At 57.0% G+C, this 24,143-nt stretch carries 26 protein-coding genes; 11 read left to right on the top strand and 15 right to left on the bottom strand.

Annotated elements, in window-relative coordinates; all coding sequences use genetic code 11:
• Position 1: 1 nt before the first annotated feature.
• The 4 genes from IPJ12_12290 to IPJ12_12275 all read left to right on the top strand — a co-directional run bounded on the left by IPJ12_12290 (position 2) and on the right by IPJ12_12275 (position 4,212).
• Positions 2 to 1,795, top strand: a complete 1,794-nt coding sequence (locus IPJ12_12290) for an acyl-CoA dehydrogenase C-terminal domain-containing protein (GenBank protein ID MBK7647921.1) — start codon at positions 2 to 4, stop codon at positions 1,793 to 1,795.
• Between the two features lie 132 nt (positions 1,796 to 1,927).
• The gene (locus IPJ12_12285; GenBank protein MBK7647920.1) at positions 1,928 to 2,566 is read left to right on the top strand and encodes an FMN-binding negative transcriptional regulator; all 639 of its coding nucleotides are present in this window, start codon (positions 1,928 to 1,930) and stop codon (positions 2,564 to 2,566) included.
• Positions 2,567 to 2,642: 76 nt separating this feature from the next.
• Entirely contained in the window at positions 2,643 to 2,948 is a 306-nt protein-coding gene (locus IPJ12_12280) for a hypothetical protein (GenBank protein ID MBK7647919.1), read from the top strand.
• 700 nt (positions 2,949 to 3,648) lie between these two features.
• Positions 3,649 to 4,212: a PEP-CTERM sorting domain-containing protein gene (locus IPJ12_12275; GenBank protein MBK7647918.1), complete on the top strand. Its 564-nt coding sequence runs from the start codon at positions 3,649 to 3,651 to the stop codon at positions 4,210 to 4,212.
• A 350-nt stretch (positions 4,213 to 4,562) separates the two neighbouring features.
• Here the strand turns inward: IPJ12_12275 and IPJ12_12270 are convergent, their stop codons facing one another.
• From IPJ12_12270 to IPJ12_12260, 3 genes are all read right to left on the bottom strand, one after another.
• A complete protein-coding gene (locus IPJ12_12270; GenBank protein MBK7647917.1) occupies positions 4,563 to 5,117 on the bottom strand; it encodes a hypothetical protein in 555 nt (184 codons plus the stop codon).
• Positions 5,118 to 5,231: 114 nt separating this feature from the next.
• Complete coding sequence (locus IPJ12_12265; GenBank protein ID MBK7647916.1) at positions 5,232 to 5,723, bottom strand: TlpA family protein disulfide reductase; 492 nt, start codon at positions 5,721 to 5,723, stop codon at positions 5,232 to 5,234.
• Positions 5,720 to 6,547, bottom strand: a complete 828-nt coding sequence (locus IPJ12_12260) for an ABC transporter permease subunit (GenBank protein ID MBK7647915.1) — start codon at positions 6,545 to 6,547, stop codon at positions 5,720 to 5,722. Before IPJ12_12260 ends, IPJ12_12265 begins: the two co-directional genes overlap by 4 nt.
• Before the next feature lie 18 nt (positions 6,548 to 6,565).
• Here IPJ12_12260 and IPJ12_12255 point away from each other — a divergent pair, with 18 nt between their 5' ends.
• The gene (locus IPJ12_12255) at positions 6,566 to 6,751 is read left to right on the top strand and encodes a hypothetical protein (GenBank protein MBK7647914.1); all 186 of its coding nucleotides are present in this window, start codon (positions 6,566 to 6,568) and stop codon (positions 6,749 to 6,751) included.
• Positions 6,752 to 6,777: 26 nt separating this feature from the next.
• Here the strand turns inward: IPJ12_12255 and IPJ12_12250 are convergent, their stop codons facing one another.
• From IPJ12_12250 to nosZ, 9 genes are all read right to left on the bottom strand, one after another.
• Entirely contained in the window at positions 6,778 to 7,266 is a 489-nt protein-coding gene (locus IPJ12_12250; protein ID MBK7647913.1) for a hypothetical protein, read from the bottom strand.
• 1 nt (position 7,267) lies between these two features.
• Positions 7,268 to 8,125, bottom strand: coding sequence for an ABC transporter ATP-binding protein (locus IPJ12_12245; protein MBK7647912.1), 858 nt, complete (start codon positions 8,123 to 8,125; stop codon positions 7,268 to 7,270).
• A gap of 65 nt (positions 8,126 to 8,190) precedes the next feature.
• The gene (locus IPJ12_12240; GenBank protein ID MBK7647911.1) at positions 8,191 to 9,168 is read right to left on the bottom strand and encodes a NapH/MauN family ferredoxin-type protein; all 978 of its coding nucleotides are present in this window, start codon (positions 9,166 to 9,168) and stop codon (positions 8,191 to 8,193) included.
• Positions 9,165 to 10,031, bottom strand: coding sequence for a 4Fe-4S dicluster domain-containing protein (locus tag IPJ12_12235; protein ID MBK7647910.1), 867 nt, complete (start codon positions 10,029 to 10,031; stop codon positions 9,165 to 9,167). Before IPJ12_12235 ends, IPJ12_12240 begins: the two co-directional genes overlap by 4 nt.
• The gene (gene nosD, locus IPJ12_12230) at positions 10,028 to 11,386 is read right to left on the bottom strand and encodes a nitrous oxide reductase family maturation protein NosD (protein ID MBK7647909.1); all 1,359 of its coding nucleotides are present in this window, start codon (positions 11,384 to 11,386) and stop codon (positions 10,028 to 10,030) included. The genes IPJ12_12235 and nosD overlap by 4 nt, the downstream gene beginning before the upstream one ends.
• A 5-nt stretch (positions 11,387 to 11,391) precedes the next feature.
• Positions 11,392 to 12,366, bottom strand: a complete 975-nt coding sequence (locus IPJ12_12225) for a hypothetical protein (GenBank protein MBK7647908.1) — start codon at positions 12,364 to 12,366, stop codon at positions 11,392 to 11,394.
• Between the two features lie 83 nt (positions 12,367 to 12,449).
• Positions 12,450 to 13,175: a c-type cytochrome gene (locus IPJ12_12220; GenBank protein ID MBK7647907.1), complete on the bottom strand. Its 726-nt coding sequence runs from the start codon at positions 13,173 to 13,175 to the stop codon at positions 12,450 to 12,452.
• 112 nt (positions 13,176 to 13,287) lie between these two features.
• Positions 13,288 to 13,596 carry a cytochrome c gene (locus IPJ12_12215; GenBank protein ID MBK7647906.1) on the bottom strand — a complete coding sequence of 103 codons (309 nt, stop codon included), beginning with the start codon at positions 13,594 to 13,596 and terminating at the stop codon, positions 13,288 to 13,290.
• Between the two features lie 83 nt (positions 13,597 to 13,679).
• Positions 13,680 to 15,962 carry a Sec-dependent nitrous-oxide reductase gene (gene nosZ / locus IPJ12_12210; GenBank protein ID MBK7647905.1) on the bottom strand — a complete coding sequence of 761 codons (2,283 nt, stop codon included), beginning with the start codon at positions 15,960 to 15,962 and terminating at the stop codon, positions 13,680 to 13,682.
• A gap of 196 nt (positions 15,963 to 16,158) precedes the next feature.
• Here nosZ and IPJ12_12205 point away from each other — a divergent pair, with 196 nt between their 5' ends.
• The 3 genes from IPJ12_12205 to IPJ12_12195 are packed head-to-tail and all read left to right on the top strand — an operon-like array spanning position 16,159 to position 17,714.
• On the top strand, positions 16,159 to 16,629 hold the full coding sequence (locus IPJ12_12205; GenBank protein MBK7647904.1) for a hypothetical protein: 471 nt from the start codon (positions 16,159 to 16,161) through the stop codon (positions 16,627 to 16,629).
• Positions 16,630 to 17,232, top strand: coding sequence for an SCO family protein (locus IPJ12_12200; protein ID MBK7647903.1), 603 nt, complete (start codon positions 16,630 to 16,632; stop codon positions 17,230 to 17,232).
• The gene (locus IPJ12_12195) at positions 17,229 to 17,714 is read left to right on the top strand and encodes a copper chaperone PCu(A)C (protein MBK7647902.1); all 486 of its coding nucleotides are present in this window, start codon (positions 17,229 to 17,231) and stop codon (positions 17,712 to 17,714) included. Before IPJ12_12200 ends, IPJ12_12195 begins: the two co-directional genes overlap by 4 nt.
• Before the next feature lie 52 nt (positions 17,715 to 17,766).
• Here IPJ12_12195 and IPJ12_12190 read toward each other — a convergent pair whose 3' ends face one another.
• The 3 genes from IPJ12_12190 to IPJ12_12180 are packed head-to-tail and all read right to left on the bottom strand — an operon-like array spanning position 17,767 to position 20,408.
• Complete coding sequence (locus IPJ12_12190; protein MBK7647901.1) at positions 17,767 to 19,158, bottom strand: sensor histidine kinase; 1,392 nt, start codon at positions 19,156 to 19,158, stop codon at positions 17,767 to 17,769.
• Positions 19,142 to 19,813: a response regulator gene (locus IPJ12_12185; protein MBK7647900.1), complete on the bottom strand. Its 672-nt coding sequence runs from the start codon at positions 19,811 to 19,813 to the stop codon at positions 19,142 to 19,144. The genes IPJ12_12190 and IPJ12_12185 overlap by 17 nt, the downstream gene beginning before the upstream one ends.
• A 16-nt stretch (positions 19,814 to 19,829) precedes the next feature.
• The gene (locus tag IPJ12_12180; GenBank protein MBK7647899.1) at positions 19,830 to 20,408 is read right to left on the bottom strand and encodes a NapC/NirT family cytochrome c; all 579 of its coding nucleotides are present in this window, start codon (positions 20,406 to 20,408) and stop codon (positions 19,830 to 19,832) included.
• Positions 20,409 to 20,552: 144 nt separating this feature from the next.
• Here IPJ12_12180 and IPJ12_12175 point away from each other — a divergent pair, with 144 nt between their 5' ends.
• From IPJ12_12175 to IPJ12_12165, 3 genes are all read left to right on the top strand, one after another.
• On the top strand, positions 20,553 to 21,956 hold the full coding sequence (locus IPJ12_12175; protein ID MBK7647898.1) for a cytochrome C: 1,404 nt from the start codon (positions 20,553 to 20,555) through the stop codon (positions 21,954 to 21,956).
• A gap of 16 nt (positions 21,957 to 21,972) precedes the next feature.
• Positions 21,973 to 22,353, top strand: coding sequence for a c-type cytochrome (locus IPJ12_12170; GenBank protein MBK7647897.1), 381 nt, complete (start codon positions 21,973 to 21,975; stop codon positions 22,351 to 22,353).
• A gap of 408 nt (positions 22,354 to 22,761) precedes the next feature.
• Positions 22,762 to 24,135, top strand: coding sequence for an NAD(P)/FAD-dependent oxidoreductase (locus IPJ12_12165; GenBank protein MBK7647896.1), 1,374 nt, complete (start codon positions 22,762 to 22,764; stop codon positions 24,133 to 24,135).
• Positions 24,136 to 24,143 lie beyond the last annotated feature (8 nt).

Genomic DNA, 24,143 nt, shown 5'->3' with positions numbered 1-24,143 from the left:
AATGAGCGACTACCGCGCGCCCGTCAAAGACATGCGTTTCGTTATGGACGAACTGGCCGGATTCAAGGAACTGAGCCAGATGGCCGCCTACGAAGAGGCGACGCCCGATGTGGCCGATGCCATTCTCGATGAAGCGGCCCGATTTACCGGTGAAGTGCTGGCGCCACTGAACAGGGTGGGCGACAAGCAAGGTTGCCGGATGACAGACGATGGCGTGACCACGCCGCCGGGCTGGAAGGAAGCCTACAAGGCATTTTGCGAGGCCGGTTGGAACGGCATTGTGTTGCCCGTCGAGTTTGGCGGTCAGGGCCTGCCGGACACCTTGGGTGTCGCCGTCAAGGAAATGGTCTGCTCGGCCAACCTGTCTTTTTCGCTCGGCCCCTTGCTCACTACCGGCGCCGTCGAGGCACTGCTGACCTGTGCCAGCGACGAGTTGAAGGCGATCTACCTCGAAAAGATGATCACCGGCGAATGGACCGGCACGATGAACCTGACCGAGCCGCAGGCCGGCTCTGATCTTGCCCTGATCCGCTCTCGCGCCGAACCACAGGCCGATGGCAGCTACAAGGTGTTCGGCCAGAAGATTTTCATCACCTATGGCGACCACGACATGACGGACAACATCGTCCACCTCGTTCTCGCCCGCCTGCCGGATGCACCGGCCGGGGTGAAGGGGATCTCGATGTTCCTGGTGCCGAAGTACATGGTCAATGCCGACGGTTCGCTCGGGGCACGCAATGACGCGTACTGTGTGTCTATCGAACACAAGCTCGGCATCCACGGCAGCCCGACCTGCGTGATGGCCTATGGCGACAAGGGCGGGGCCGTTGGCTACCTGCTCGGCGAAGCCAATCGCGGTCTGGAGTACATGTTCATCATGATGAACGAAGCCCGTCTTGGCGTCGGTTTGCAGGGCATCGCACTTGGTGAACGCGCCTACCAGCAGGCCTTGGCCTTCTCCCGCGAACGCAAGCAGGGCCGCGATGCGCTGACCGGCGAGGCGCTGGTCACGATCGACCATCATCCGGACATTCGCCGCATGCTGATGCTGATGAAATGTCGCGTCGAAGCCTGCCGCGCCTTGGCTTACTATGCCTCGGGCCTGCTCGATCGTGTGCATGCGGCGACCGATCCCGAAGAGAAGAAGCGCCATCTCTACCTCGCTGAATTCATGATCCCCATCGTCAAGGGCGGCGGCACCGAAATGGGCATCGAGGTCACTTCGCTGGGTATTCAGATCTACGGTGGTATGGGTTTCATCGAAGAAACCGGTGCCGCGCAGCATTGGCGCGACTCACGCATTACCACCATCTACGAAGGCACCACCGGCATCCAGGCCAACGACCTGCTGTTCCGCAAGCTGATGCGCGATCAGGGCGCCACCGCCAAGCTCGTCTTCGGTGAGGTACATGCCACCGCCAAGGCGCTCGGCGCTTCCGGCAAGCCCGAGTTGCAATCCATCGGCCAGCGTCTGGGCACCGCCCTCAAGGAGTGGACAGCGGCCACGGAATGGCTGGCGGCGAATGCCAAAACGGGTCTTTCCGGCGTGTTGACCGCAGCCGTGCCTTACCTGCATCTGGCCGTGACCGTTTGCGGCGGCTGGTTCATGGGCAAGGCGGCCCTTGCTGCGGCCGGTTATCTGGACAAGGCAGAGGGCGACCAGGCGTTCTATCGGGCCAAGATCGCCACGGCCCGCTTCTACGCCGACCAGATGCTGCCGCAAGCCGGCGCCTACGCCGAAACGGTGATGGCTGGCGACGCGGCGCTGGCCTGGATCGGCGACGACGTGTTCTGAAAACGATCCGGGCGGGCGCGCCGGCAGGTGCGCCTTCCCGCCGCCCCTGCTGTCCGAGTTGTGCAGCGAGTGTTGGCGTTCCCGGCAGATTCGGCGACACTTGGTCATCCTTTACTGCCACGCGAAAGCGTCATGTACATCCCCAAACACTTTGCTGAACCGGACGTTGATGTTCTGCATCAATTGATACGCGCCCGGCCGCTGGCGACGCTGGTTACGCTGTCATCCGGTGGTCTGAACGCCAATCATCTGCCGCTCCACCTGTCGGTGGATACTTCGCCCATGGGCATCTTGCGCGGGCACGTTGCACGAGCCAATTCGTTGTGGCGCGACTACGTTACGGACGTGGACGTGCTGGCGATTTTTCACGGGCCAGACGCCTACATCAGCCCAACGTGGTATCCGACCAAGGCCGAGACCGGAAAGGCCGTGCCTACCTGGAACTATGCCGTGGCCCATGCCAGCGGCCGGCTTCGCGTGATTGACGATGCATCCTGGTTGCGTGCGCATCTTGACGCGCTGACTGTCCATAACGAAGCGGGGCAGCCCGCGCCTTGGCAGCTTGCTGATGCACCCCCGGCGTACATCGACAAGATGGTGGCGGCAGTGGTCGGGATCGAGATTGAAATTGTTCGGCTTAGCGGAAAATGGAAGATGAGCCAGAACCAGCCGGCGAACAATCAGGCCGGCGTCGTCGAGGGCTTGCGGGCGGCTGGCAATAGCAGCGGGCTTGAAGTGGCCGCCATCATTGAAGGCCGCCAGCCATGCTGAAGCAGACCTCGGTGCTTGTTAAAAATGGCGGCATCGGAGATGCTTGGACCCGTCAGACAATATCCGGGCAAGATCGATGAAACTGCAGCATTTGGCGATGGGCGCCCGCTTCGAATACGAGGGCGTGACTTATGTGAAAACCGGCCCGATGACAGCTTCGTCAGAGACCGGCAGACAGCGCATCATCCCGCGCTATGCAACTTTGTGTGCGCTGGAAGAGCCGGTTGCCGAGAGCAAGGCGCCGATCAAGGGCCGGCTGGAAGCGGTGCGGGTACGCACGGCGTTCGAGCGCTTTTACGAGATCAGCAAGCGACTGGTTGGCGCAAGCGGGCAGGCAGAACTGGCACAAGCGCGCCAGAAGTTTCTGGACACCATCAAATAGCAGTTGCCACGGTCAACCGGAAAAATTGACCAAAAGTGAAAAACGAGAAAGGCCAAAACCTTCCCCGTATGCTTGTTTTGGCGATATGTATTCCAGGCTTAAAAACTTGCTTCCAGGAACGTCCTGAAATTCCTGTGGATTGTGCAAACCAAGTTTGGGTGACACGGAATTCGAACGGCTCGTTGTGTGCGCTACGTGGTTTAACCCTGTTTAGCCAATTGTGACCAGTGCCGCGCTTGCCGTCAGCGATGACGCTGAAATGTTGATGATCTTAGCTGCCTACTGAGTACAAAAGGTATTTCGACGAGCAGAGTTCAGCGCCAATGGCTGGCCCTCGGCGGCCAAGAGCGGCTGTTTTGGGGGGGCATCCCCCAAGTAGCCACTCACTGTTTTTTGCCTCACCCTAGCGTGAATTTTCAAAAATTATGGGATTTTGGAGTTGTTATACAGATAGCCAAAGCCCCAAGTTATTGAATCATATGAACTAAAAGCGCAATTTCCAGGTTCGTCAGTATCAATTGTTATATGGGCCATAGGGGCCGTGTAAACACGTTAGGTCGATATTAGGTCTGCGTCGGAATATTTTACAAATGGAGCAAGTGGTTATTGCAAACTATTGATTTTTATATATGGATTGAATATTGCTTGATTCTACTTACGTTCTTGATTGCAATCTTCATTACATATTCGGAGATGTGACATGATTAAAAAAGCCCTTTCAGTCGCAGTGCTGTCTTTCGCAGCTTTTGGAGCAAACCAGGCATTGGCAGCCCCGATATACGCTACGTCACTCGTGACCTCGAGCAACGTTACAGCGTTTGGCAGTGGAATTGTCACTGGCGCGCCAGATGGCGGTGGCCTTTTCTTGGGTTCCACATTTGATCCACCGGCACAACTGGGATCGTTTACTGTTAAGTTCGATACGGCCTTGGGAAATGGCGCGGGCGTTGATCTGGTTATATTTGAAATTGCGTCGTCCGCGAACGAAACTTTTAATGTTGAGGTCAGTTCCGACGATATTACCTTTACGTTACTTGGCGAGTTCAGTGCTACGAACAATCAGATCGACTTCGGCGCATTTGTCGACCCCGTTGCGTACGTTCGTCTTACCAACACCAGCACTCTAGTTTCAGCCGACATCGATGCCTTGCAGGGCAATTACGCCGCTTCCGTGCCGGAGCCAATCTCTCTTTCTCTCGTTGGTATCGGTATTGCCGGTCTCGCTTTCTCACGGCGTAAATCGAAAACTTGGCAATTTCATTAACATGGGCAAACATAAAGCGGGTGCTACTCCGCTTTTTCTTTGCGGGTTATGACGACGTTCCTCAGCGTCCGTTTTACAAAGCTGGCTATTGCAGCAAACGGTACGCTATTGTCATTCAATCGATAGGCGCTGAGTGAGGGTTACTGAGTGGATCTGCGCTCGTCTATACGCTTGTTAGAGGTCATTTCCAGTTCAAAGCCGGTAACAACTTGCGATCTTAATTCCAAGCATTGGAATTAAGATCGTGTTGCATATGAGATGCCAATTCCAAGCTGGGTCGCGAGCTTGATTTTGCTGCGAATCTCCCGCTATCCAAGCTCAGAATGCATCTGGCCTTATTGGCCGGTGGATCAGAAGTTGATGCCGACCTTGGCGAGCAGTGCCCAGTTTTCGAAGCTGACGTTATCGCGTTCGGTGGTGTTCAGATAACGCAGGTCGAGGCCCGAGTAGTACATGCCTTTATGGTAGTTGGCGCCGACCACTGCGCCGTAGCCGAACAGGTTTTTGTCGGTACGGCCGTTGTCGGCCATGACCAGCGCGAGTACCGGGCCGGCGCCAACTGAGTAGCCGTTGCCAATGGGCAGGGTGTAGCGCGGTGAGAGCTCGAAGGATGTCGATTTCATGCCGGATTCATCGACATGGTTGATCTGCACATGGGTACGGATGCGGTTGTCCGGGGTTTGAATCAGGCCGCAGTTCATGTTGAAGTCGAGACCGTAAACAAACATCGAATCGCTGTTGGCGGAGGGTGCGCCCATGACGCCAACCGAGACGGCCAGGCTGGGGTCGAACTTGAAGCCGGATTGCAGGCCGGGGAAGAATTTCAGCCCGTCGGCATGGCTGGCGGTCGTGCCCAGCGCAAGGCCGGCAAGAATAAGCGTGGATACGAGTGGCTTGAATTTCATGGTCTCTCCTCAGTCCTGTTTGTGGTTCGGTAACCCCCGGCTTCTGGCTGGGGTCAGTTCTCAAGACTTTATCGGCTCAACCATGACGGGTCTGTGACCCAGGTCACCTGGCGCCTATTTTTTCAGTAATGCTTCCTGAACAGCCTCAAGATCGGCTGCTTTCACAATGCCCATTTTTGTCTGGATCACCCGGCCATTGCGGTCGATGAACAGGGTGTAGGGGAGTACACCCTTGGTGTTGCCTAGGGCTTGCATCAATGGAAAGCCTTTTTCCTTGGCAACAAAGACGGGGTAGTTCATCTCGTAGGCCTTGGCGAAATCCTTGGCTGGTTCCGCCTTGTCTTCGATACCGATGCCGAGTACTTCGATTTTGCCTTTTTGGGCAGCGCGGAACTTGATCAGTTCGGGGATTTCGGCACGGCAGGGCCCGCACCAGCGCGCCCAGAAATTGACCACCAGCGGTTTGCCTTTGTAACGCTCCAGAGCGACTGGCATGTCGTCGAGATCGTTGAGCGTGACGGCAAACAGCGGGGCGGAGGAAATATCCTCTGCTACGGTCAACCCGGGAAAAAGGCCGAAAATGAAAAGTGCAAACAGCGTCTTCAAGGCAGGTCACCACGGCGAAAGATGAAGTAGCCGATGGTAGCACTGACGATGCCAAGCGTTGCCGGATAGGCCAGCGCGAAAATCTTGTAGCCGGTGGTGCCAAACAGATCGAGGATGACGTAGGCAGAAGGGCCGAGGACAATCAGTTGCGGGTCGAAGAGGGCCAGCGCGGCAGTGCGAAAGACCTGCAGTGGGTTGGCCAGGGCCAGCGTGACAGCCAATTCTGGTGCAACCTTGCCCTGGATCATGACACCGAGCAGAATCAGGTCGAGGAAGAGCAGCAGGAACAACCAGACCATGAAGGCGGCGCCCTGCGCCATATCTGTCGTGCGGGCGATGGCGGAGATCAGCATGCCGATGCCGAGGAAGCACATGGCCATCACGGCGAGCAGGGCGGTGTAATAACCGAACATGTCCCAGGGTACTTCAATGCCCTGAATGGTCGCCCAGGTCACGGCGCCGAGCATGGCCAGGAAAACTGGCGCAAAGACCACAATATAGCGACCGACAATCTTGCCCCAGAACCATGCGGAGAGCGACACCGGCAGAGAGAGCAGATATTCGAAGACGCCAGCCTCGCGGTCACCGGCGACCGAACGAACCGTGGTGATCAGCACGAAGATCGGCAGGATGGCCATGGTTAGCTGGATATAGGTAACGAGCAGGCGCGACAGGCCGATAAAGCCGAGCACGCGCGATTCGGTCAGGCCAAATACGAAGAGCAACGCGACAATGCCGCCGAAGACCAGCGTGTAGATCTGGAACCAGCGGGCGCGCAGGGATTCGACGATATCGAGCTTGGCGGTGAGCCACAGTTGTTTCATTTAACCTTGAATCCTTAGTTGGGCGCGGCTGTTGGTGCGTTTGGGCGGGATGGCCGGCGCGAAGCGACGACGCGGCAGGCTTATGCCTGCAAGAAGGAGCGACAAAGCCGGACGCCCGACCAGATGCGCCAGCGGTCGCGTAGCGCTGCTCCACAACGGGTGAATTGTTACGAAGTGCATTTCGTGCTGCTGGCCAGGGATTGATAGGCGGTCAATTGAGGTTTCAAGGTTCACTTGCCCTTGGCCAGAATGTGCTGGCGCATGTCGGTGAAATCGAGGCTGCCGGGCATCGGCATGGCGACGGCAGCAAAGTTGTAGCCCATCGGCGAGGTCTTGGTGATGAACTGGGCGCGTTTGGGTTCGAGCCAAGTCATTTCCTCGCGGCCTTTGCTATTGAAGTCAGCGATCCAGATACGCGTCGTGGCATCGGCCATCCACGGATACTTATCAGTCTTTTCCTTGAGCCAGAAAGCAAGGCAGCCGGGGTCGTCGAACTTGAAAACAGTATTGTCGGGGCCGCCACGGAGCTGACAAGCGAATCGACGGTCCGAAATGACCATGCTGCACCGTGCGCAGGTGTCGCGGTCCCATTTGATCTCGAGCATGCCTTCCGGCCAGTTCTTCTTGCTGCAACCCGAAAGGGCGGCGGCAAGCGGCGTCATTAGCAGCCCGCCGATACCGAGGCGACCGAGAAACTGGCGGCGATGGGTGTCGCACATATCAGGACCGAATTTCAGCCAGCGACAGATCGCTGACCAGCGCCGTGTAGCGGGAGACAATGCCGAGAAAACGCAGGCGATCCGGCCCAGCAATCTCGCCTTCCCAGATGCGATTGTCGTCGCTGCTGGAGAACTGCCAGCCATTCAGTGCTTTGGCGAAAGCCGGTTCGAAGCGACTGAGCACGATGCGGCAGGCCAGCTTCGCAGTCAGCGTGACTGCATCGGCCACTTTGTCGTCAAGGACGACTTTGCCCATGTCCATTTCGATGACGCGATTGACCAGGGCCGAGACTTCATCGAGACGGTGGCTGGAGATGATCATCGTGGCATCGTCAAGACGCTCGGCCAACAGGTCGAAGAATATTTTGCGCGCTTCCGGGTCGAGATTTGCCGCCGGTTCGTCCATGACCAATACCTTGGCTTCGCGACCGAGGGCAATGGCAATTAGCAGTTTCTGTTTCATGCCGCCGGAGAGGCGTACAAACTGGCGCGAGAGAATTTCTTCAATGGCCAGGCCGAGTCGTTTTGCAATGGCGTGGATACGCAGCGGATCGGTGCCACAAAGTGAGGCAGAGAAATCGATCAATTGACCCACCGGCATTTTCAGTGGTGGCGGTAGTTGCGGTACGAAGCCGATGTTGCCGAGTACCTGTGTCCGGTTACTGCGCGGGTCCAGACCGTTGATGGCCACCTCGCCACCGTAGGTGTATTCGCCAAGCAGGCAGCGAATCAAGGTGGTCTTGCCGGCGCCGTTCGATCCGATCAGTGCGACGCGTTCACCGATGCCAATGTCCAGATTGATTCCATCAAGGACTCGCGCCCGGCGAAAGTCTTTTACAACGTTCGTAAATTTGATCATGGAAGCAATTATAGAGTCGGGCACTGCCATCAACTTTGAACCTGGGTCAAAATCCGGATCAAAAATCAGGCGAGCTTTGACAGCCCCTTGACCTCGAAGCTCAGTGATCCAGTCGGGCAGGTGTCAACACACAATCCGCAGCGCGTGCAGTCGGGGCCTATGGGCACCTCGGTCTCGACCGCCCGGCCCTTGATCACGGTATCCAGCACATGCGGCACCAGGCAGACCTTGCGGCAGTCGCCTTCATGGAAGCATCCATCCAGTTTGTAGATGATGCGTACCGGCGAAACGATACCGACGACGCCATAAGTCAAACCGATCGGGCAGGCGTAGCGACACCAGGCGCGACGCGAGAAGAAGACTTCGAAAAAGAGCAGCGCCAGAACCCAGAGGAGTGCCAGGCCCGGTCCGTAGATCAGGGCGCGGGAAAGAATGCCGGTCGGCGAGATGGCCTCATAAACCGTATAGCCCGTTGCCAGGGCAAGCAGGGCAAAGACGATCCAGAAAACGGTACGCAGGCGGCGATCCATTGTCTGGTCGGTTACCAGCTTCTTTTTGGCCAGGAACAAGTGGATTTTTTCGGCCCATTCAGCGAGTAAATGATAGGGGCAAACCCAGGAGCAGAAGGTACGGCCTCCGAGCAGTGCCCAAAGAACCAGGACTGTGCCGGTACCAATCAGCAGGTTGTTGATGATGTGCTTGTGGGCCAGCATGACCTGCAGTGCCGAATTCAGGTCGATCAGATGAAAGCCGACGAAGCGCGAGGCGGTGAGTGCGCCTTCAAGAATCTGGATGTCGAGGAAGAATGACAGGGTGAACAGCAGATTGGCGAAAATGAGCGTTGCCCAACGCCGGTTGCGCCAGGTGTTCTTGTGTTGGGCATGGGCGCGAGCGTGGAGTTTTTCGGCAATCAGGTCACGATTGCCCTTTTTGTAGAAATGGATTTTCTGGGCAGCCGGGCTGATTTTCTTGGGCTTCGTTGGCTCGGCACCGAACATCACCTTGATCTGGTCAAAAAACCGCCGATTGAGTAGTGCGCTCATGTTTTCCAGACCTCGCCAGCTTCAACAGTAATGCAGCCAGGTTCTACCGGGCAGACCATTTCACAAACGCCACAACCGACACACGGTTCATGAACGACCGGTGATTTGCGCTTGCTGCCATCGGGAGCAAACACCGTTTCAATGGAAATCGCACCCTTGACCGGACATTCGCGGACGCATAAATCGCATTCGGGCACATCGTAGGGGTGGCTGCTAATCTTGACCGGCTTCCAGCGGTCGACTGCCATGTAGCGCATCCTCCCCTTGAAGTCGGCGCCGCGAGTTTGCCCTTTGAAACCCTTGCCCTGAATGGCCAGGCAGGCTTCCGGGCGGGTCAGTCGGGCAACGCCGATGCGTTCATGGAGATTGAGTGTTGGCTCGGGGTCGTTCTCCTTGGCCAGCAAAATTGGCTTGGTGGCCAGGGCGGCACCGGCACGAACAGGAAGGAAATCCGGTTTGTGGTACGTCAGCGAGCCAGTGGGGCAGGCAAGAATGCATTGCACGGCGTCACAGGAGAAATCGCAGGCCTGATTGCGCGGGTCAATATAAGGTGTTCCGACGCCAACCCCATCGATCAGGTCGGCCAGCTTGATCGCCTGTACAGGACAAACCTGAACGCACTGGCCGCACTTGATGCAACTGCCAAGAAAGTCCTTTTCATCCAGCGCGCCGGGTGGCCGCAGCCGCTTTTTCTGCGAATAGATGATAGGCAGGAAGCCGGACATTGCCGCACCGAGTACGCCGCCGGTCAACAGTATTGTTCGCAAGACGCGGCGCCGGCCCGTTTGTCGTTTGGCAATCGAGATGGCCGGCGTTTGATCGGATGCCACCTGGCGAGGTGGCTCGTTGTTGCTCTCGCTCATGATCGTGCCATTCTTTCAGGTTTGATGAAGCGCGGCTTTTCATCGCGCAGGATCAGGTCCGGTGTGGAGAAGGGGGCAAGGCGTTCAAGAAAATCAAGGAGTTCCATGACCGGCGAACTACGGAAAAAGCGGGCCACCGGCATTTCCATCCAGATCTGGTCGGCATAGGCGTAAAGCTCGTGAGTCTTGTCGCCAATCCCGTCGCCATTGCGGTCGAACCCCTGGTAGTCGTCCCAGTAGTTTCCGCTCCAGACATTCTTCGGGCTATTGTTGTTGTCGCCATGTCCGCCGTAGGCCACCTGAGTCAGATTGCCCTCGAATACATTATCGAGCATGTGGTTGCCACCGGTTTCGCTGTTGAACAGGATGCCGACACCGTTATACGCGAAGCGGTTGCCGCGGATTTCGATGGTGCTGTCAGGCTGAAATGGCGAGAGGTCGGAGCCGATGCCGACACCGCAATAAATGATCTCGTTGTTTTCAATGATCGTGCCTGAAGACTCCTTGAAACCGATGCCCATACCAGTAGCACCGGTGGCGTGCGAGATGACGTTGTCGCGGACAACCCCGCCTTCGGTGTACATGAAATAGACGCCGACCGCGTTGTCGTAGAATTCGTTGTTCTCGACCACATTGTCATTGGCGAACATGAAGTGGATCGAGTAGCGACTCCGCCGACCCAGATTATGGCGGAAGGTATTCTTGTTCGAGTACCAGGCCACCATGTCTCGTGAATCGATAATCCGATTGTTCTCGATCAGATTGTCGTTGCTGTACCAAAGACGCAGACCATCACCACGAACCCCGAGTTCGCGATCCTTGGAGCGGATGCTGTTGCCGCGAATCACATTATTGTTTGATTGTTTGAGGTCGAGGCCGAACAGGCAGTTGTCCATCTCGATATTTTCGAGCGTGTTGTGGTCTCCGCGAACGTCGAGGCAGGAGTCGTCCGTGTCATGCGAGTCGCCGGAACCGGTCAGGTGCACTCCGCGCACCACTGCATTGCTCGTATTCAAAATCATCACCGTGCCTCTATCGCCGGCGTCGATGGTGACTTGGCCGCCACCATCGATAGTCAGTGGCTTGTTGATGGTGACCGGCCCGGCGTAATTGCCTGGCGGCGGCTTGAGTACCGAACCGGATTCGGCGCGATCCACCAGATCCTGAAATGGTTTCAGGCCGTGTACCCGCTTGTCGCGCTCGTGCAACATGAAGGTTGGCTTGGGGCGGTCTACATCGGCACGAGCCCCCATGCCTGCCGGCACGTCTGATTGCTGCTCCGTGTTTCCGGTTGAAAGCACCAGAAGCAGCGCGGTGACGAGGCTGGCCTTGGCCAGATGCTTGAGGCGGATCACCAAGATTACTCGGCCTTTCCTTCGCGCAGTTGTTTGCGACGAATCAGAAGGGCTAGCATCATGCAGGCAAAAATTGTTAGCAGCAGGCCATAACCCCAGTAAGGATAGGAGAAGGTCGAGAACTGGGCGACCTTGCCTTCACCAAATACGGTGGGCATGAAAGGCTTGACGGTGAAGGCACCCCACGGGTGCATGTTGTGGCCAAAGAACCACAACCACCCTGCGTAGGTGATGACGAAGAAGACAGGCAACAAAGCGGGCACCAGCGCCAGCAGCAACTGGAACGGCCGTATTTTTGCTACGCCGGCAATTACGATGGCCATGGTGGCAATCAAGCCGAAGACGACGATCTTTGAAATGTTGCGGACGTTATCACCCCAACTGTTGATTCGTTCCATATCCTTAAAGAAGGAGCCTGATTCCTGCATGTAGGCCTGAACGTGGCTTTCCAGATGACCGAGCCAGAACTGGTCAACCAGCATCCACGTAGCAACGGCCGCGAATCCTGCGGTCAACACGATTAAACGTGGTTTTTTCCTGGCCATTGTGAAGGCAAGCATCATCACGGCGAAGAAGCCGAAGAAGAACTTGGCCAGCGGCTTCTCGACTGGCGCGCCGGTGGCAATCGGGAACATGCCGACGTAATGGTTGATGGTGTTCATCTCATGAACGCAGTCAAGTCCCTCAGCGCCTTTGTCGACGTTTTTGGCGGCGTCGGTGATCGGGTTGTAGCGTTCGTCGGTCGCTTCAAGATCCTTCTGGATGATCTCGTTGGCCATCCGACTGCCTTTGCCGGCGACCTTGCAACCGTTATAGACGCCATCAAAATGAAAATGAATGCGGATGCCATCGGGGAAGGCATCGGGGGGGTAGTTCGGGGCGGTCAGGGATACCCACCAGATTGGGGCAAAATAGGCTGCAACCAGGCAGATAAGCGAGATCAGGGTCAGGCCACCGATGATTTTGTTTTGTTTATCCATGTTGCTCTCTGTTTGACGCATCCGGCGTCTGGCCGGAGGAGGTTGCCCGAAGCTGGTTCAGGCAACCGTTTGCTGCTAGTCGATTATTTCTTCTTTGCTGCCTTCGGCTTGCACATGGCTCCCGGCATGACCATGCTCGATTGATAAGCAGAAATCGCAATCAATTGCTGGTTGTCATATTTCTTGATGATCTTGACCATGTCCGGATTCGCATTGCGGCGCTTGCCATCGCGAATGTCGGTCATCTGGCGCAGCAGGTACTTATAGTGCTGCCCGGCGATCACCGGGTAGAACTTTTCCTTGTTGCCCTCGCCAGTTTTTCCATGGCACTCGAGACATTCTTTCTCATACAGGGTTTTGCCTGCGGCAACCTGCATGGCGGCATCGGCACCTTCATACTTGCCGTGTTCCAGCGGAATGCAAAGGCTTTGGATGTAGGCTGAGGCATCTGCCAGTTCCTGTGGATCGACCAAGGTCGATGCAAACGGATACATGGTCGGATTGTCGCGCTCGCCGGAGCGGATATCAGCCATTTGTTTGATAAGCACGGTCGAATGTTGCCCAGCCAGTTGTGGGAAGGTACCGTCCGGGCGACCTGCGCCGGAGGGCAGGTGGCATGCGCCACAGATTTCATAAACCTCTTCGCCATTCTTGACGTTGCCCTTCTTGGTCAACGCTTCCATCTTTTCGCCGCCCTCGGCGTTCCATTTGTAATTTTTGCTCTCGATGCCTTCCTTGTGCGGTGCCGGCGGGCCGGCAAAGACGACGCCTGCGCTGAGCAGGCCGATCAGCAGAACTGATGCTTTCATGTTTGGTTTCCTTGTTTTGCGGGTTGATCGGAACGCTTGAAACATTGTTGATCTGTCTATATCAGCCTTCCTTGATATGAGTCATAAGCCACTAAATCGTGGCTTTGGCGGCTTATTTGAGCTTGGATAGATAGTCCGCAAGTGCCTTGATTTCCTCATCGCTTACGAGCCCCATGACCCCCTTCATTGCAGCGGTCTGGCCGTTATTACGGGCACCACTCTTGATGTCCTTCATTTGCTGTTCGGCATAAGCGGCATTTTGCCCGGCAAGTTTCGGAAAGGCGGGTGACAGGGTTTTCTTGGCATCCTTGCCATGGCATGACCAGCAGGTCTTTTCCTGGAAGAGCGTGGCGCCGTCCGGAGCGGCAAATACGGGAGCAGCGACAAAGGCTGCGGTGATCAAAGTCATTACATATTTCATGGGTATTCCCTCCTGAATGTGAAACGGGGAACAGATTGGCTCTGCTCCCCGTTGATTGCCTTAAGTCAGATCAAGTTTGTGACTTACTTGACCTTCTTGGCGCCGTTCTGCTCAAGGTAGGTCTTGGCACGCAGACCAATATCGGCTGCCTTGACCTGGTATTGCCAAATCTGCTCTTCCCAAAGATTGGCTTGGTCCCAATCCTTCTTGGCTGCAGCAGCTTCGGCCTTGCCCTTGGCTTCCTTGATTTTGCTCAGCTGGTCGGTTGCGTCGTCGACCATGTTGACCACATCAGGAAAGTCCTTGAAGTTAACACTGGTGATGTAGCCCACAACGGAATCGATAACTGCCTGGGTATCAGCAACCTTCTTCACTGTCGCCTTATAGTCTGTTTCGGTGTAGCTGGCCTTGGCTTCGGTTGTCTTGCTAGGCTTCCAACCCTTCGGTTTGACCAGCAGATAGCCCTGCATTTCGAGGTGTAGCGCGGAACAGAATTCCGTGCAGTAGTACGGATACACACCTTCCTTGTCAGCCTTGAACTTGACGGTCACCGTCTTGCCCGGCTCGACCGATGCGTGGGTATTGAAGGTCGAAACCGTGAAGCCGTGGGTTTCGTCCTGGGCACGTTCCAGGTTGGTCAGGTGGATGGTCACTTCGTCACCGACATCGGCTTCGATGGTTTCCGGCGTGATGTGCGAACGGATCAGGGTGCCGAAGACCTCGATCTTGTTGCCCTTCTTGTCGGTGTGCTCCTCACCGGCGCGGACGCCAAACGGACTAGGCTTGTCGGTACGGCTGTTGGTGCCGACCTTGTAGCGAACGCCCGGCTTCAGCTTCGATGCTTCGATGGCAACAACATAGTGCGGCTCGCCCAACGGAACGGGCATGTCGTACAGGAGTTGCATCTTGTCATTGCTGATGTCAATCAGCTGGTGGTTCTGCGGGTGCAGTGGACCAACCGGTGTGAAGCGGTCGATGGACAGCTTGTTCAGCGCAACCAGGTAATGCCCCTTCGGATCGGCCGAGTCACCTTCCATGGTCATCAGGTGACCGATGTTGTAGTGCACGGAGATCTTGTCGAGAACCTTGCCTTCACAATAGTTCCACTTGACGACTTGTGAGTCGACATAAAGGGAGGTGTAGGCAATACAGGGTTTGCTGTCGTACTGGGTGTGCAGCGGGCCAAGGCCGAGCTGGACCTGGGTGTGAAGGGCATCCTTCATGCTGATCACCGGAATGCCGTACGGATCCTTGGATTCGAACTTGCCGGCCTTGATGGCGGCCATGATCTTCTCGAAGGAATAAACGGAAACGTGGGTGTCCAGCTTGCCGGCGACGGTGAGCAGCTTGCCATCAGGCGTGACGTCTACGCCGTGCGGAGATTTCGGTTCCGGCACCAGGAAGAGGATGCCTTCCTTGATCGCAGTTTCCATCATGATCACATTGTGGCCGTTGATCTTTTTGGCTTTTCCGGCAGCAACCAGTTCAGCGGCCTTTTTCCAGTTGATCACGTGCAGATAGTCGGTGTCCTTGGCGGAGCAACCGGCTTCATAAGGCGGACGGCCTTTTTCAATGCCGCCAACGTAGCGCTCGGAACAGAAGGAATTGGTGAAGGACCAGCCATCGGACGGGCCTTTCCCAGCGTCGGACAAGTCCTGGCTGTACGGCGGCAGTTCGAGGGAGAAGGACTGCTTCGGATCAATGCGACCTTCCTTGCGGTCGAACTTCCAGTAGGTCACGCCACCACGGTATTTGTCGTTGAACTCTTCGAGCGGGAAGAACTTCTTGTTTTCCAGCGGGGACGCATACTGGGCAGCTTCAATGACGTAGTCGGTGTTCTGTGTGACGAAGGCGCCACCATGCTCGGACTTGAAGATCGGATTGACCACGATCTGCTTGGTTTCGAAGTCACGCAGGTCGATCACGGCGAGGCGCGGATTGGCCTTGTCGTTGATGAACAGGTACTGGCCGTCGTACTTGCCCTGGGTTTCGGACATGGCCGGGTGGTGCGTATCGCCCCAGTTGATTTCCTTGCCGTCGATGTTGCCCTGACGCAGCACAGCCTTGGATTCTTCATCGAAGCCGTAGCCCTGCCAAGGTTCCGGCGTGAAGACGCCGATGTATTTGAGGATACGCATGGACGGAATGCCATACACGATAATCTGGCCGGACTGACCGCCCGAACTGAAAGCGACGAATTCGTCCCGTTTTCCCGTCGGGACGTAGGTCTTGGACGCAGCGAGCAGATCCTGCTGGCTAAGGCCGCGACGCTTCATGACGTCCTGCAGCGATTCGGCAGACCATGCCGTGGCGGCAAACCCTGCTGCCAGAACCAGCGCGGTGGTGTTCACTACAAATTTCTTCATCTCGATTTCTCCCTTGAATACCAGAAGCAACAACTTCAATTCCCCCATCGCCGCCGGTCAATCAAGCCCCCTGCGACAATATGCCGCACACTCTATTCCGCACCGAGTATGAAAGAATTGATCTCTGCTAAATCCAAAAGCGCCTCATCGGCGAAAATGCCTTGTCCAAAATCTCTATAAAAATCGACGTACATTGGTGAACAAGAAAATCCTGGCGGATGTGATCGGACTGGAGTTGATCGCGCTGGTCGTTATCGTGGGTTACAAGCTGTCGCCCATGCTGCCGCCCAAGGCAGACGTGACGGTTCAGCCTGATCCCGTCTGCAATTTGCAGCGCGAAGCGTGCAGCGTGGCGCTGCCCTCAGGCGGCAAGATTCAATTGACGATGGGCACGCGCCCGGTGCCCCTGGTCAAACCTTTCGAGGTGCAGGTGACGACTACCGGCCTGTCGCCTTCGCGCGTCGAGATTGATTTCGCCGGTGTCGATATGAACATGGGCATGAACCGGCCACAATTGACTGAACGAGGTACGGGAAACTACACGGCCGAGGTGACGCTGCCGGTCTGCATTACCGGCCAGATGGATTGGCAGGCGACGGTACTGCTTGAATCCGGAAATGAGCGGATTGCCATCCCGTATCGATTTTCAACCGGAGCGCACAATTAGATGTCTGAACGCATATTGACGCTGCTGGCTGCCGTACTGGCCGTGTTGATCGCCGGTGTATTTCTCTTTTGGCAACCGGAGATTCCGGACCGTGTCTTGCCCAAGGCGAACATTGCGGCGGGCGGGGATTTCACCCTGCAGTCGGCAAGTGGCCCGGTTTCCCTGAAGGATTATCGTGGCAAACTGGTGCTGGTTTATTTCGGCTATACCTATTGCCCCGATATTTGCCCGACGTCGCTGGCGGCCACGGCCGAAGGTCTGAAGCAACTTACGCCGGCGGAGATGGCCCGGGTCGGCATGATCTTTGTGTCGGTTGATCCGAAGCGCGATACGCCGGCTCGCCTGAAGGAATACGTCGAATTCTTCCATCCGGCCATCGTGGGTGTTACCGGCACGCCGGAAGTCATCGCCGAGATTGCCAAACGTTACGGCGTCTTTTACGCCGAGCAAAAGGTCGATACCGCCGGTGGTGGCTATGTCGTCGATCACTCAGCAGATACCTTTATCGTCACGCCCGATGGGCAAGTGCTCAGCAAGATCGCACACGGCACGCCGCCCGACCGGATTGCGGCGGCCATCCGGAAATATTTGAATCAACCCTGAAGGAGATAAAACCCATGAAACAGTTATCCCTGCTAGCCGTCAGTCTGATGTTTTCGGCCGGTGTCATGGCGGGTGCCGCCGACCACGTTTCGGTGCAGGACGCTTACGTTCGCCTGGCACCACCCAACGCGCCGGCGACCGGGGCCTTCATGGTGATCAAGAACGACGGCGACAAGGACGTCAAGATCATCAAGGCCAATAATCCGATTTCCCGAGCCACCGAACTGCACACTCACCTGAACGAGGGCGGCGTCATGAAGATGCGCCCGGTACCGGGTATCGACATCAAGGCGAAGGGCGAAGCGGTGCTCAAGCCGGGTGGCCTGCATGTCATGATGATTGATCTGAAGGCGCCCATGCGTGAGGGCGACATGGTGCCGGTGACGCTGACCTTTGATGATGGCAGCACCAAGCAGGTCGATGCCAAGGTCGTCCGGCCAATGGCCGCCGGCATGCCGGCAGCCATGGAACAGAAACATTGAAATTTGGCTGTTTTTTCCGGTTGACCGCGGCAGTCAGCGGTGGGCCGGAAAATCAGGCGGGCGGCAGCTTGAATTGAATGCGTACGCGCAAGCCGCCTTGCTCGCTTCGCTTGAGCTCGACGGTGGCTTCGTGCAGTTGGGCAATTTCGCTGACGATGGCCAAGCCGAGTCCGCAGCCATTGCCGGGTGAGCCAGGGATGCGATAGAAGCGCTCGAACACGTGTTTTAGCTGTTCATTCGGGATGCCGGGACCGCTGTCGTCGACTTCAAGGAAAGCGTGGCCGTTTTCGTCGCCGCAACTCACGGTGATGATGCCGCCAGTCGGCGTGTAGCGGATGGCGTTATCAATCAGATTGGACAGCGCCTCTTGCAGCATCCAGGGGAACCCTGCGGTGGTGGCGGGCTTGATGTCGAAGCCGAGGTCGATATTTTTGGCCAGCGCACCATCCAGAAAAATCGATGCCGAATTTTCGACCAGTCGATCCAGGTCCACCGATTCAAATTTGTCCTTGACCGAATTCGAGGTTTCAGCCCGGGCGTAAGCCAGAAGCTGGCTCAACAGGTGACTGATGCGGAGCGTTGCTTCCTCGATCAGTTGAATGCGTTCGGGATTGTTATCGAAGGCACCTTCGGCGTTGGCCAGATCGAGTTGTGTCTGCAGGCCGGCCAGCGGGGTACGCAACTGATGGGCGGCGTCGGCAATGAAGCGTTGCTGGATTTCGACCGAGTCGCGCAGGAGGGCGAATAGCTCGTTGAGCCGGCGGAGCATCGGGCGAATTTCTGCAGGCTTTCCCGATGGATCGATTTCATGGAGATCGTTGGCCGAACGCTCGGCAATGTCTCGCTCCACTTCGTGCAAGGGCAACAAACCCTGCCTGACACCCAATACAACGGCCAGCATGGTGGCCAGGATAACGGCAAGATTGGGGATGACCATGGCGGTCAGAATGCGGGCGCTGGCCTGTTCGCGTTTTTTGGTCGTCTCCATGACGACAATCAGAAAATCCTGCGCCTTGATGGTAATCCGATGGCTGGCAATTCTGACGCGTGTGTCGCGGTACACACCGTTCGAGAATTCGACTTGATCATCTTTTGGCGGGCGAAGCTGCGGTAGATCGGCATCGCCGGCCACCACTTTGCCAAACGGGTCGCTCACTGAAAAATAGAGCATGTCCGGTGCATTGCTGCGCAGCATGGCTTCGGCTTCCTCCGTCAGGTCGAGCTTGAACGACGGATTCTGCGTTTTGATGTGGGCCTCCACGTCAAACACATTATCGGCCAGCGACTGGTCGTGGGCGGAGTTGGCGGTCTTTTTGGCCAGCCGGTAATCGAAATACGACGAGACGGTCAGGATAACAATCAGCGGGGTCAGCAAGGCTAGAATCAGGCGCTGCCTGAGCGACAAGGGTTCGCGCCGTTGCAGCGATTCAGTTTTGTGGGGCATCGACCCGATATCCTATGCCACGCACCGTGCGGATAACGATTGTCCCGGCGGCCAGCTTGTGGCGTAATCGCGAGACATGGACTTCGATCGCATTGGGGGTGATGTCCTTGTCCCATCCGGCCAGGGAGTGGACCAGCCTGTCCTTGCTGACGACAGCGGGGGAGGCCATCAGCAGCAATTCGAGGATGGCCCATTCGCGGTTGGTGAGTTCCAGCGGCTCATTGTTCAACGTCACCGTCCGGCTGCTGGTATCGAGGCGCAGCCCGTCGTGGCTGAGACAGGCATCGGTCACCGCATTGGAGCGCCGGATCAGGGCGCGAATTCGGGCGGCCACTTCCGGGAGCCGGTAGGGCTTGGTCATGTAGTCGTCGGCCCCGGCATCCAGCCCACGGATCGTGTCGTCCATGCTGTCGCTGGCGGTCAGGATCAGGGCCGGCATATGGTCGCCCCGGGCGCGCAGCTGGCGGATGAAATGCAGCCCATCCGCCTTGGGCAGCGCGATATCGACCAGTGCGATATCAAAGCGCTCACCCTGCACACAGAGGTCGGCTTCCTCGGCGCTGCCGGCGACGTCGACCGTGTAGCCGAGTTGCTGCAGACCTTGCTTCAGGCCGTGGGCGACCAGCTCGTCATCTTCAACAATCAATATCCGCATACGTTTTTATGCCGGCCTAGTTCTCAACAGCCTCGCTGGGTTCGTGGCCGCCTTCGGGTTCCTTGTGGGCAATTCCATAATGGCAATCGATACAGGTTCGTTCACCAGAGGCCAGTTTCTGGTGTTGCTTCTGGGCCGTTTTGCCCTGCTTTTCCGGATCCATTGCCTTGGTGTCATGGCATTGTCGACATTCCTTCGAGTCCGTCTCCTTCATGCGCTTCCAGACCCGCTTGGCCAGATCAAGACGATGTGCCTCGAATTTTTCCTTGGTATCGATCGTGCCAAGTACGTGGTGAAGGACATCGTTGGATGCCTTGATCTTGCGAATCGTCGTTCCGATCAGGTCATGCGGTACGTGGCAGTCTGAACAAATGGCCTTGACGCCCGTCCTGTTCCTGGCGTGGATCGTTTCTTTGTATTCTTCGAAGTTATTGTCCTTCATTTCATGGCACGAAATGCAGAATTCGACGGTATTGGTCTGATCCACCGCATATTTTCCGCCAGCGAAAACCAGGCCGCCCAGCAACAGCACGGCGAGGGTGCCCCAGCGCAAAATCGATTTTGCCTTTGAATGCGATCCATCCGTATTGGTCATTGCGTACTCCACTTTTCAGAATGGGGCGGATCATTGCAGCATCAAGCTTGCGAATGCCTGACGACTATTTGTATGTATTCGTCAGGCATTCGCAAGCTTCGATGATCGAGAATCGCCGCTATTGATCAAAAGGTGAGGAAAATCATGAGCATCTTGAATGCACTACCCAGAGAAATCCGGCAGCATCCAGGCTTCGGTCGCATTGCAGCGTTGATCGGTGGCGGAGTCATGCTTGCGCTGTCGATGTCCCCGGCCCAGGCCGTTCCCAGCTACGCGCGGCAGACCGGCTCGGAATGTGCGGCTTGTCACGTCGGCGGCTTTGGCCCGCAACTGACGCCGTATGGCATCCGATTCAAGATCGGTGGCTATACCGATACCGATGGCAAGGGTGGAAAAATCCCGCTGTCGGCCATGATGGTGGTGAACGCCACGCACAACGCGAAAGATGTGCCGGCCACCGATAAGCCGACCAACTTTGACACCAACGACAATCTGGCCATGCAGGAGGCTTCGGTATTTGTTGCCGGCCGCCTGGCTGACAATTTCGGCTCGTTTACCCAGATTACCTACTCCGGTGTGGACCGGAAATTCGTCATGGATCAGGCTGACCTGCGCTACGCCCGCAGCTTGAAGCTGGGCGACAAGGAAATGACGGTGGGTGTTTCGCTGAACAGCAATCCGACCCTGACCGATCCGTTCAATACGCTGGGTCAATGGCGCTTCCCGTACACCTCGTCAGACTTCAACGCCGGCTTCGGTCCGATGGCGCCCATGGTTGAAAGTCTGGGCGGTGGTGTGATGGGCCTGAACGCCTATGCTTTCTACGATGACAGCATCTATGCCGAACTCGGCCTGTACACCAACCTGTCCAAGAATACCATTCGCATCTTCAATACCGATGATCTGGGCAAGTTCAAGGGTGTCGGCACTTACGGCCGCGTTGCCTATTTCAAGGATCGCAAGCGCGACAACTTCTCGATTGGCCTGCTTGGATTCAGTGCTGACATCCAGCCGGACCGCACCGAACTGGGCGTTGCCGACAAGTATCGCGATCTGGGTATCGACGCCTCTTATCAATACCTCGGCAATCGCAAGCATATCTTCACCGCCAACGCGAGCTATGTGAAGGAATGGCAGCGTCTGGACTTCTCGGATCCGGGTGCCGAGCACAACAGCATCAACCAGCTGCGTGTCGCCGGTTCATACCACTACGACCAGACCTGGGGCGGTACGCTGGGCTTGTTCGACATGCGCGGCAAGAGCAACGCCGGCCTCTACACCAGCGACACCAATGGTGATGGCACAGGTTCGCCTACCGGCTCGATCAATGGCCGTCCGAATACCTCGGGTTATATCCTGCAGGCTGACTGGACGCCCTGGGGCAAGGAAGGTTCGTGGGGTGGCGGCTGGGCCAATGTTCGTCTCGGCATCCAATACACCGGCTACACCCGCTTCATGGGCGGCTCCACCTATCTGGATAGCGAAGGCAATGAGCGTCGTGCCCATGACAACAACACCACTATGCTGTTCCTCTGGACTTCAATTTAAGCTTTAAGCGCATCCCATGAAAAAACATCAAATCAGTTTTGTTTTCGGTCTGGCTTCCGTACTGGTCGTTGCCCAAGCCTGGGCGGCCGGAGATGCCAAGAAGGGCGCCGACGTCTTCGCAGAAGAATGCGGGGATTGTCACAGTGCGGTCGCTGGCAAGCAGAAAAAAGCCCCCAGTCTGCACGGCGTTTTCGGCCGCAAGGCAGGGACGGTGGCTGAATTCTCAGGCTATTCCGAACCCATGAAGCAAAGTGGAATCACCTGGAGTCCGGAGAAGGTCGACGCCTACATTACCCACCCGAAGAAGGTCGTTCCGGCCGGCAAGATGAAGTACGACGGCTTGGACGATGCTGCAGCGCGGGCTGACGTGATTGCCTACCTGATGTCGCTCAAGTAAAGCCAGCTCAGGCAGTAGTTCTGCCTGAAAAGCCCTGATCGGCCGCGTGCCGGTCAGGGCTTTTTTCATTTGTGTGCGCTGAGAACTCACCAGAAGACGCTTCGCACGGCTTTCTTGCTGCGCTAGCTGAGTGCCGCGGTCAACTGGAAAAAAAGCCGAAAATCGAAAATCAGGGTTTTGCCGGCTACTTGGGCCGGACTGTGTTCAATTTTGCTGCCGACTGCTCAATTTTTGCTCGCAGTGAGCCGGAAATCATCAGCTTGTCAGGCCGATCCGTCATGTTTTGCGGGGGGCAAGCCGGCCTTGGTCATGGCGCATTTATTGCGGTGATAAGGCAAATACAGTGCAGGGCGATCAGCCAATGATGCCCTGTCATGACCGGAAACCTCCTAACTCAGCGAGATCAGCATGACGCAGTCCACCACCGGCGGAGAGCATCCACCTTTTAACGTGATTGGCCCGGATGCCAATCTTCATCAGGTCGTCATCGTGGGTGGCGGCGCGGGGGGGCTGGAGCTGGCAACCCGGCTCGGCGATCAGCTCGGCAAGAAGGGCAAGGCGGCGATCACCTTGATCGAACGTTCGCGAACCCATTTCTGGAAGCCGCATCTGCACGAGATTGCGGCCGGCAGCATGGACCTCGCAACCTACGAGCTGAACCACCTGGCGCAGTCCTACTGGCATGGCTATCGTTACCGCTTCGGCGAGGTGGTGGCCATCGACCGTGCGAAGCGGCAAGTGATCACGGCGCCTTATATCGATGAGCAGGGTGAAGAAGTTATTTCGCCGCGGGTGTTTCGTTACGATACCCTGGTCATCGCCATCGGCAGCCTGACCAACGATTTTGGCGTGCCGGGTGTCAAGGAGCACGCCATTGCTCTGGAGACGCCGGAGCAGGCACAGCGCTTCCATCGGCGCATGGTCAATGCCTGTATCCGTGCGCATGCACAGCGTGAGGAGCATCGCCCCGGCCAGCTGACGGTGGCCATCATCGGCGCTGGCGCCACGGGGGTGGAACTGGCGGCCGAGCTGCACAACATGGCCCGGGCGCTGGTTTCCTACGGACTGGACCGGATCAATCCGGGTGAAGATGTCCGCATTATTCTGATTGAGGCAGCGCCACGCGTCTTGCCGGCCGTGCCGGAACGCGTGTCGCTGGCGGCCATGCGTCTGCTGGCCAAGATCGGCGTCGAGGTCAAAACGCAGGCGACGGTGGCCGAGGTCATGGCAGATGGTTTGCGACTGGCTTCCGGCGAAGTGATTCCGGCTGAACTGGTGGTCTGGGCTGCCGGCGTCAAGGCACCTGAAATGCTGAAGGATTTTGGCGGCCTGGAAAGCAACCGGATCAATCAGCTGGTCGTCCTGCCGACCTTGCAGACGACGCGCGATGAAAACATTTTTGCGCTCGGCGATTGCGCGGCCTGTCAATGGATCGGTAAGGCGGAAGGTACCCTGGTGCCGCCCCGTGCCCAGGCTGCCCATCAGCAGGCAAACCACATCTTTGCCCAGATCGGCGCCCGGCTGGCCGGTCGACCGCTCAAGCCCTGGCGCTACCGCGATTTCGGTTCGCTGGTTTCGCTCGGCCGTTATTCAACGGTCGGCAATCTGATGGGTGGGTTGGTCGGCGGCAATCTGTGGGTTGAAGGCTTGTTCGCCCGGCTGATGTACACCTCCCTCTACAAATTGCATGAGCTGGCCTTGCATGGATTCGTCAAGGTGGCGCTGGATACCCTGGCCCGCCTGATTACGCGTCGGACGGAGCCGCACGTCAAGCTCCATTAGGCGATCCC

Source organism: Betaproteobacteria bacterium (assembly GCA_016709965.1).
GTDB lineage: Bacteria > Pseudomonadota > Gammaproteobacteria > Burkholderiales > Rhodocyclaceae > Azonexus > Azonexus amarohabitans.
Note: the sequence above shows the minus strand (reverse complement) of the source record. Positions and strands in the feature narration are given on the sequence as shown.

Bases quoted from the DNA above. Each gene is read 5' to 3' on its own strand.
- IPJ12_12290 (MBK7647921.1), top strand. From the start codon at position 2: ATGAGCGACTACCGCGCGCCCGTCAAAGACATGCGTTTCGTTATGGAC.
- IPJ12_12285 (MBK7647920.1), top strand. From the start codon at position 1,928: ATGTACATCCCCAAACACTTTGCTGAACCGGACGTTGATGTTCTGCAT.
- IPJ12_12280 (MBK7647919.1), top strand. From the start codon at position 2,643: ATGAAACTGCAGCATTTGGCGATGGGCGCCCGCTTCGAATACGAGGGC.
- IPJ12_12275 (MBK7647918.1), top strand. From the start codon at position 3,649: ATGATTAAAAAAGCCCTTTCAGTCGCAGTGCTGTCTTTCGCAGCTTTT.
- IPJ12_12270 (MBK7647917.1), bottom strand. From the start codon at position 5,117: ATGAAATTCAAGCCACTCGTATCCACGCTTATTCTTGCCGGCCTTGCG.
- IPJ12_12260 (MBK7647915.1), bottom strand. From the start codon at position 6,547: ATGAAACAACTGTGGCTCACCGCCAAGCTCGATATCGTCGAATCCCTG.
- IPJ12_12250 (MBK7647913.1), bottom strand. From the start codon at position 7,266: ATGTGCGACACCCATCGCCGCCAGTTTCTCGGTCGCCTCGGTATCGGC.
- IPJ12_12245 (MBK7647912.1), bottom strand. From the start codon at position 8,125: ATGATCAAATTTACGAACGTTGTAAAAGACTTTCGCCGGGCGCGAGTC.
- IPJ12_12240 (MBK7647911.1), bottom strand. From the start codon at position 9,168: ATGAGCGCACTACTCAATCGGCGGTTTTTTGACCAGATCAAGGTGATG.
- IPJ12_12235 (MBK7647910.1), bottom strand. From the start codon at position 10,031: ATGAGCGAGAGCAACAACGAGCCACCTCGCCAGGTGGCATCCGATCAA.
- IPJ12_12225 (MBK7647908.1), bottom strand. From the start codon at position 12,366: ATGGATAAACAAAACAAAATCATCGGTGGCCTGACCCTGATCTCGCTT.
- IPJ12_12220 (MBK7647907.1), bottom strand. From the start codon at position 13,175: ATGAAAGCATCAGTTCTGCTGATCGGCCTGCTCAGCGCAGGCGTCGTC.
- IPJ12_12215 (MBK7647906.1), bottom strand. From the start codon at position 13,596: ATGAAATATGTAATGACTTTGATCACCGCAGCCTTTGTCGCTGCTCCC.
- nosZ (MBK7647905.1), bottom strand. From the start codon at position 15,962: ATGAAGAAATTTGTAGTGAACACCACCGCGCTGGTTCTGGCAGCAGGG.
- IPJ12_12200 (MBK7647903.1), top strand. From the start codon at position 16,630: ATGTCTGAACGCATATTGACGCTGCTGGCTGCCGTACTGGCCGTGTTG.
- IPJ12_12190 (MBK7647901.1), bottom strand. From the start codon at position 19,158: ATGCCCCACAAAACTGAATCGCTGCAACGGCGCGAACCCTTGTCGCTC.
- IPJ12_12185 (MBK7647900.1), bottom strand. From the start codon at position 19,813: ATGCGGATATTGATTGTTGAAGATGACGAGCTGGTCGCCCACGGCCTG.
- IPJ12_12180 (MBK7647899.1), bottom strand. From the start codon at position 20,408: ATGACCAATACGGATGGATCGCATTCAAAGGCAAAATCGATTTTGCGC.
- IPJ12_12175 (MBK7647898.1), top strand. From the start codon at position 20,553: ATGAGCATCTTGAATGCACTACCCAGAGAAATCCGGCAGCATCCAGGC.
- IPJ12_12170 (MBK7647897.1), top strand. From the start codon at position 21,973: ATGAAAAAACATCAAATCAGTTTTGTTTTCGGTCTGGCTTCCGTACTG.
- IPJ12_12165 (MBK7647896.1), top strand. From the start codon at position 22,762: ATGACGCAGTCCACCACCGGCGGAGAGCATCCACCTTTTAACGTGATT.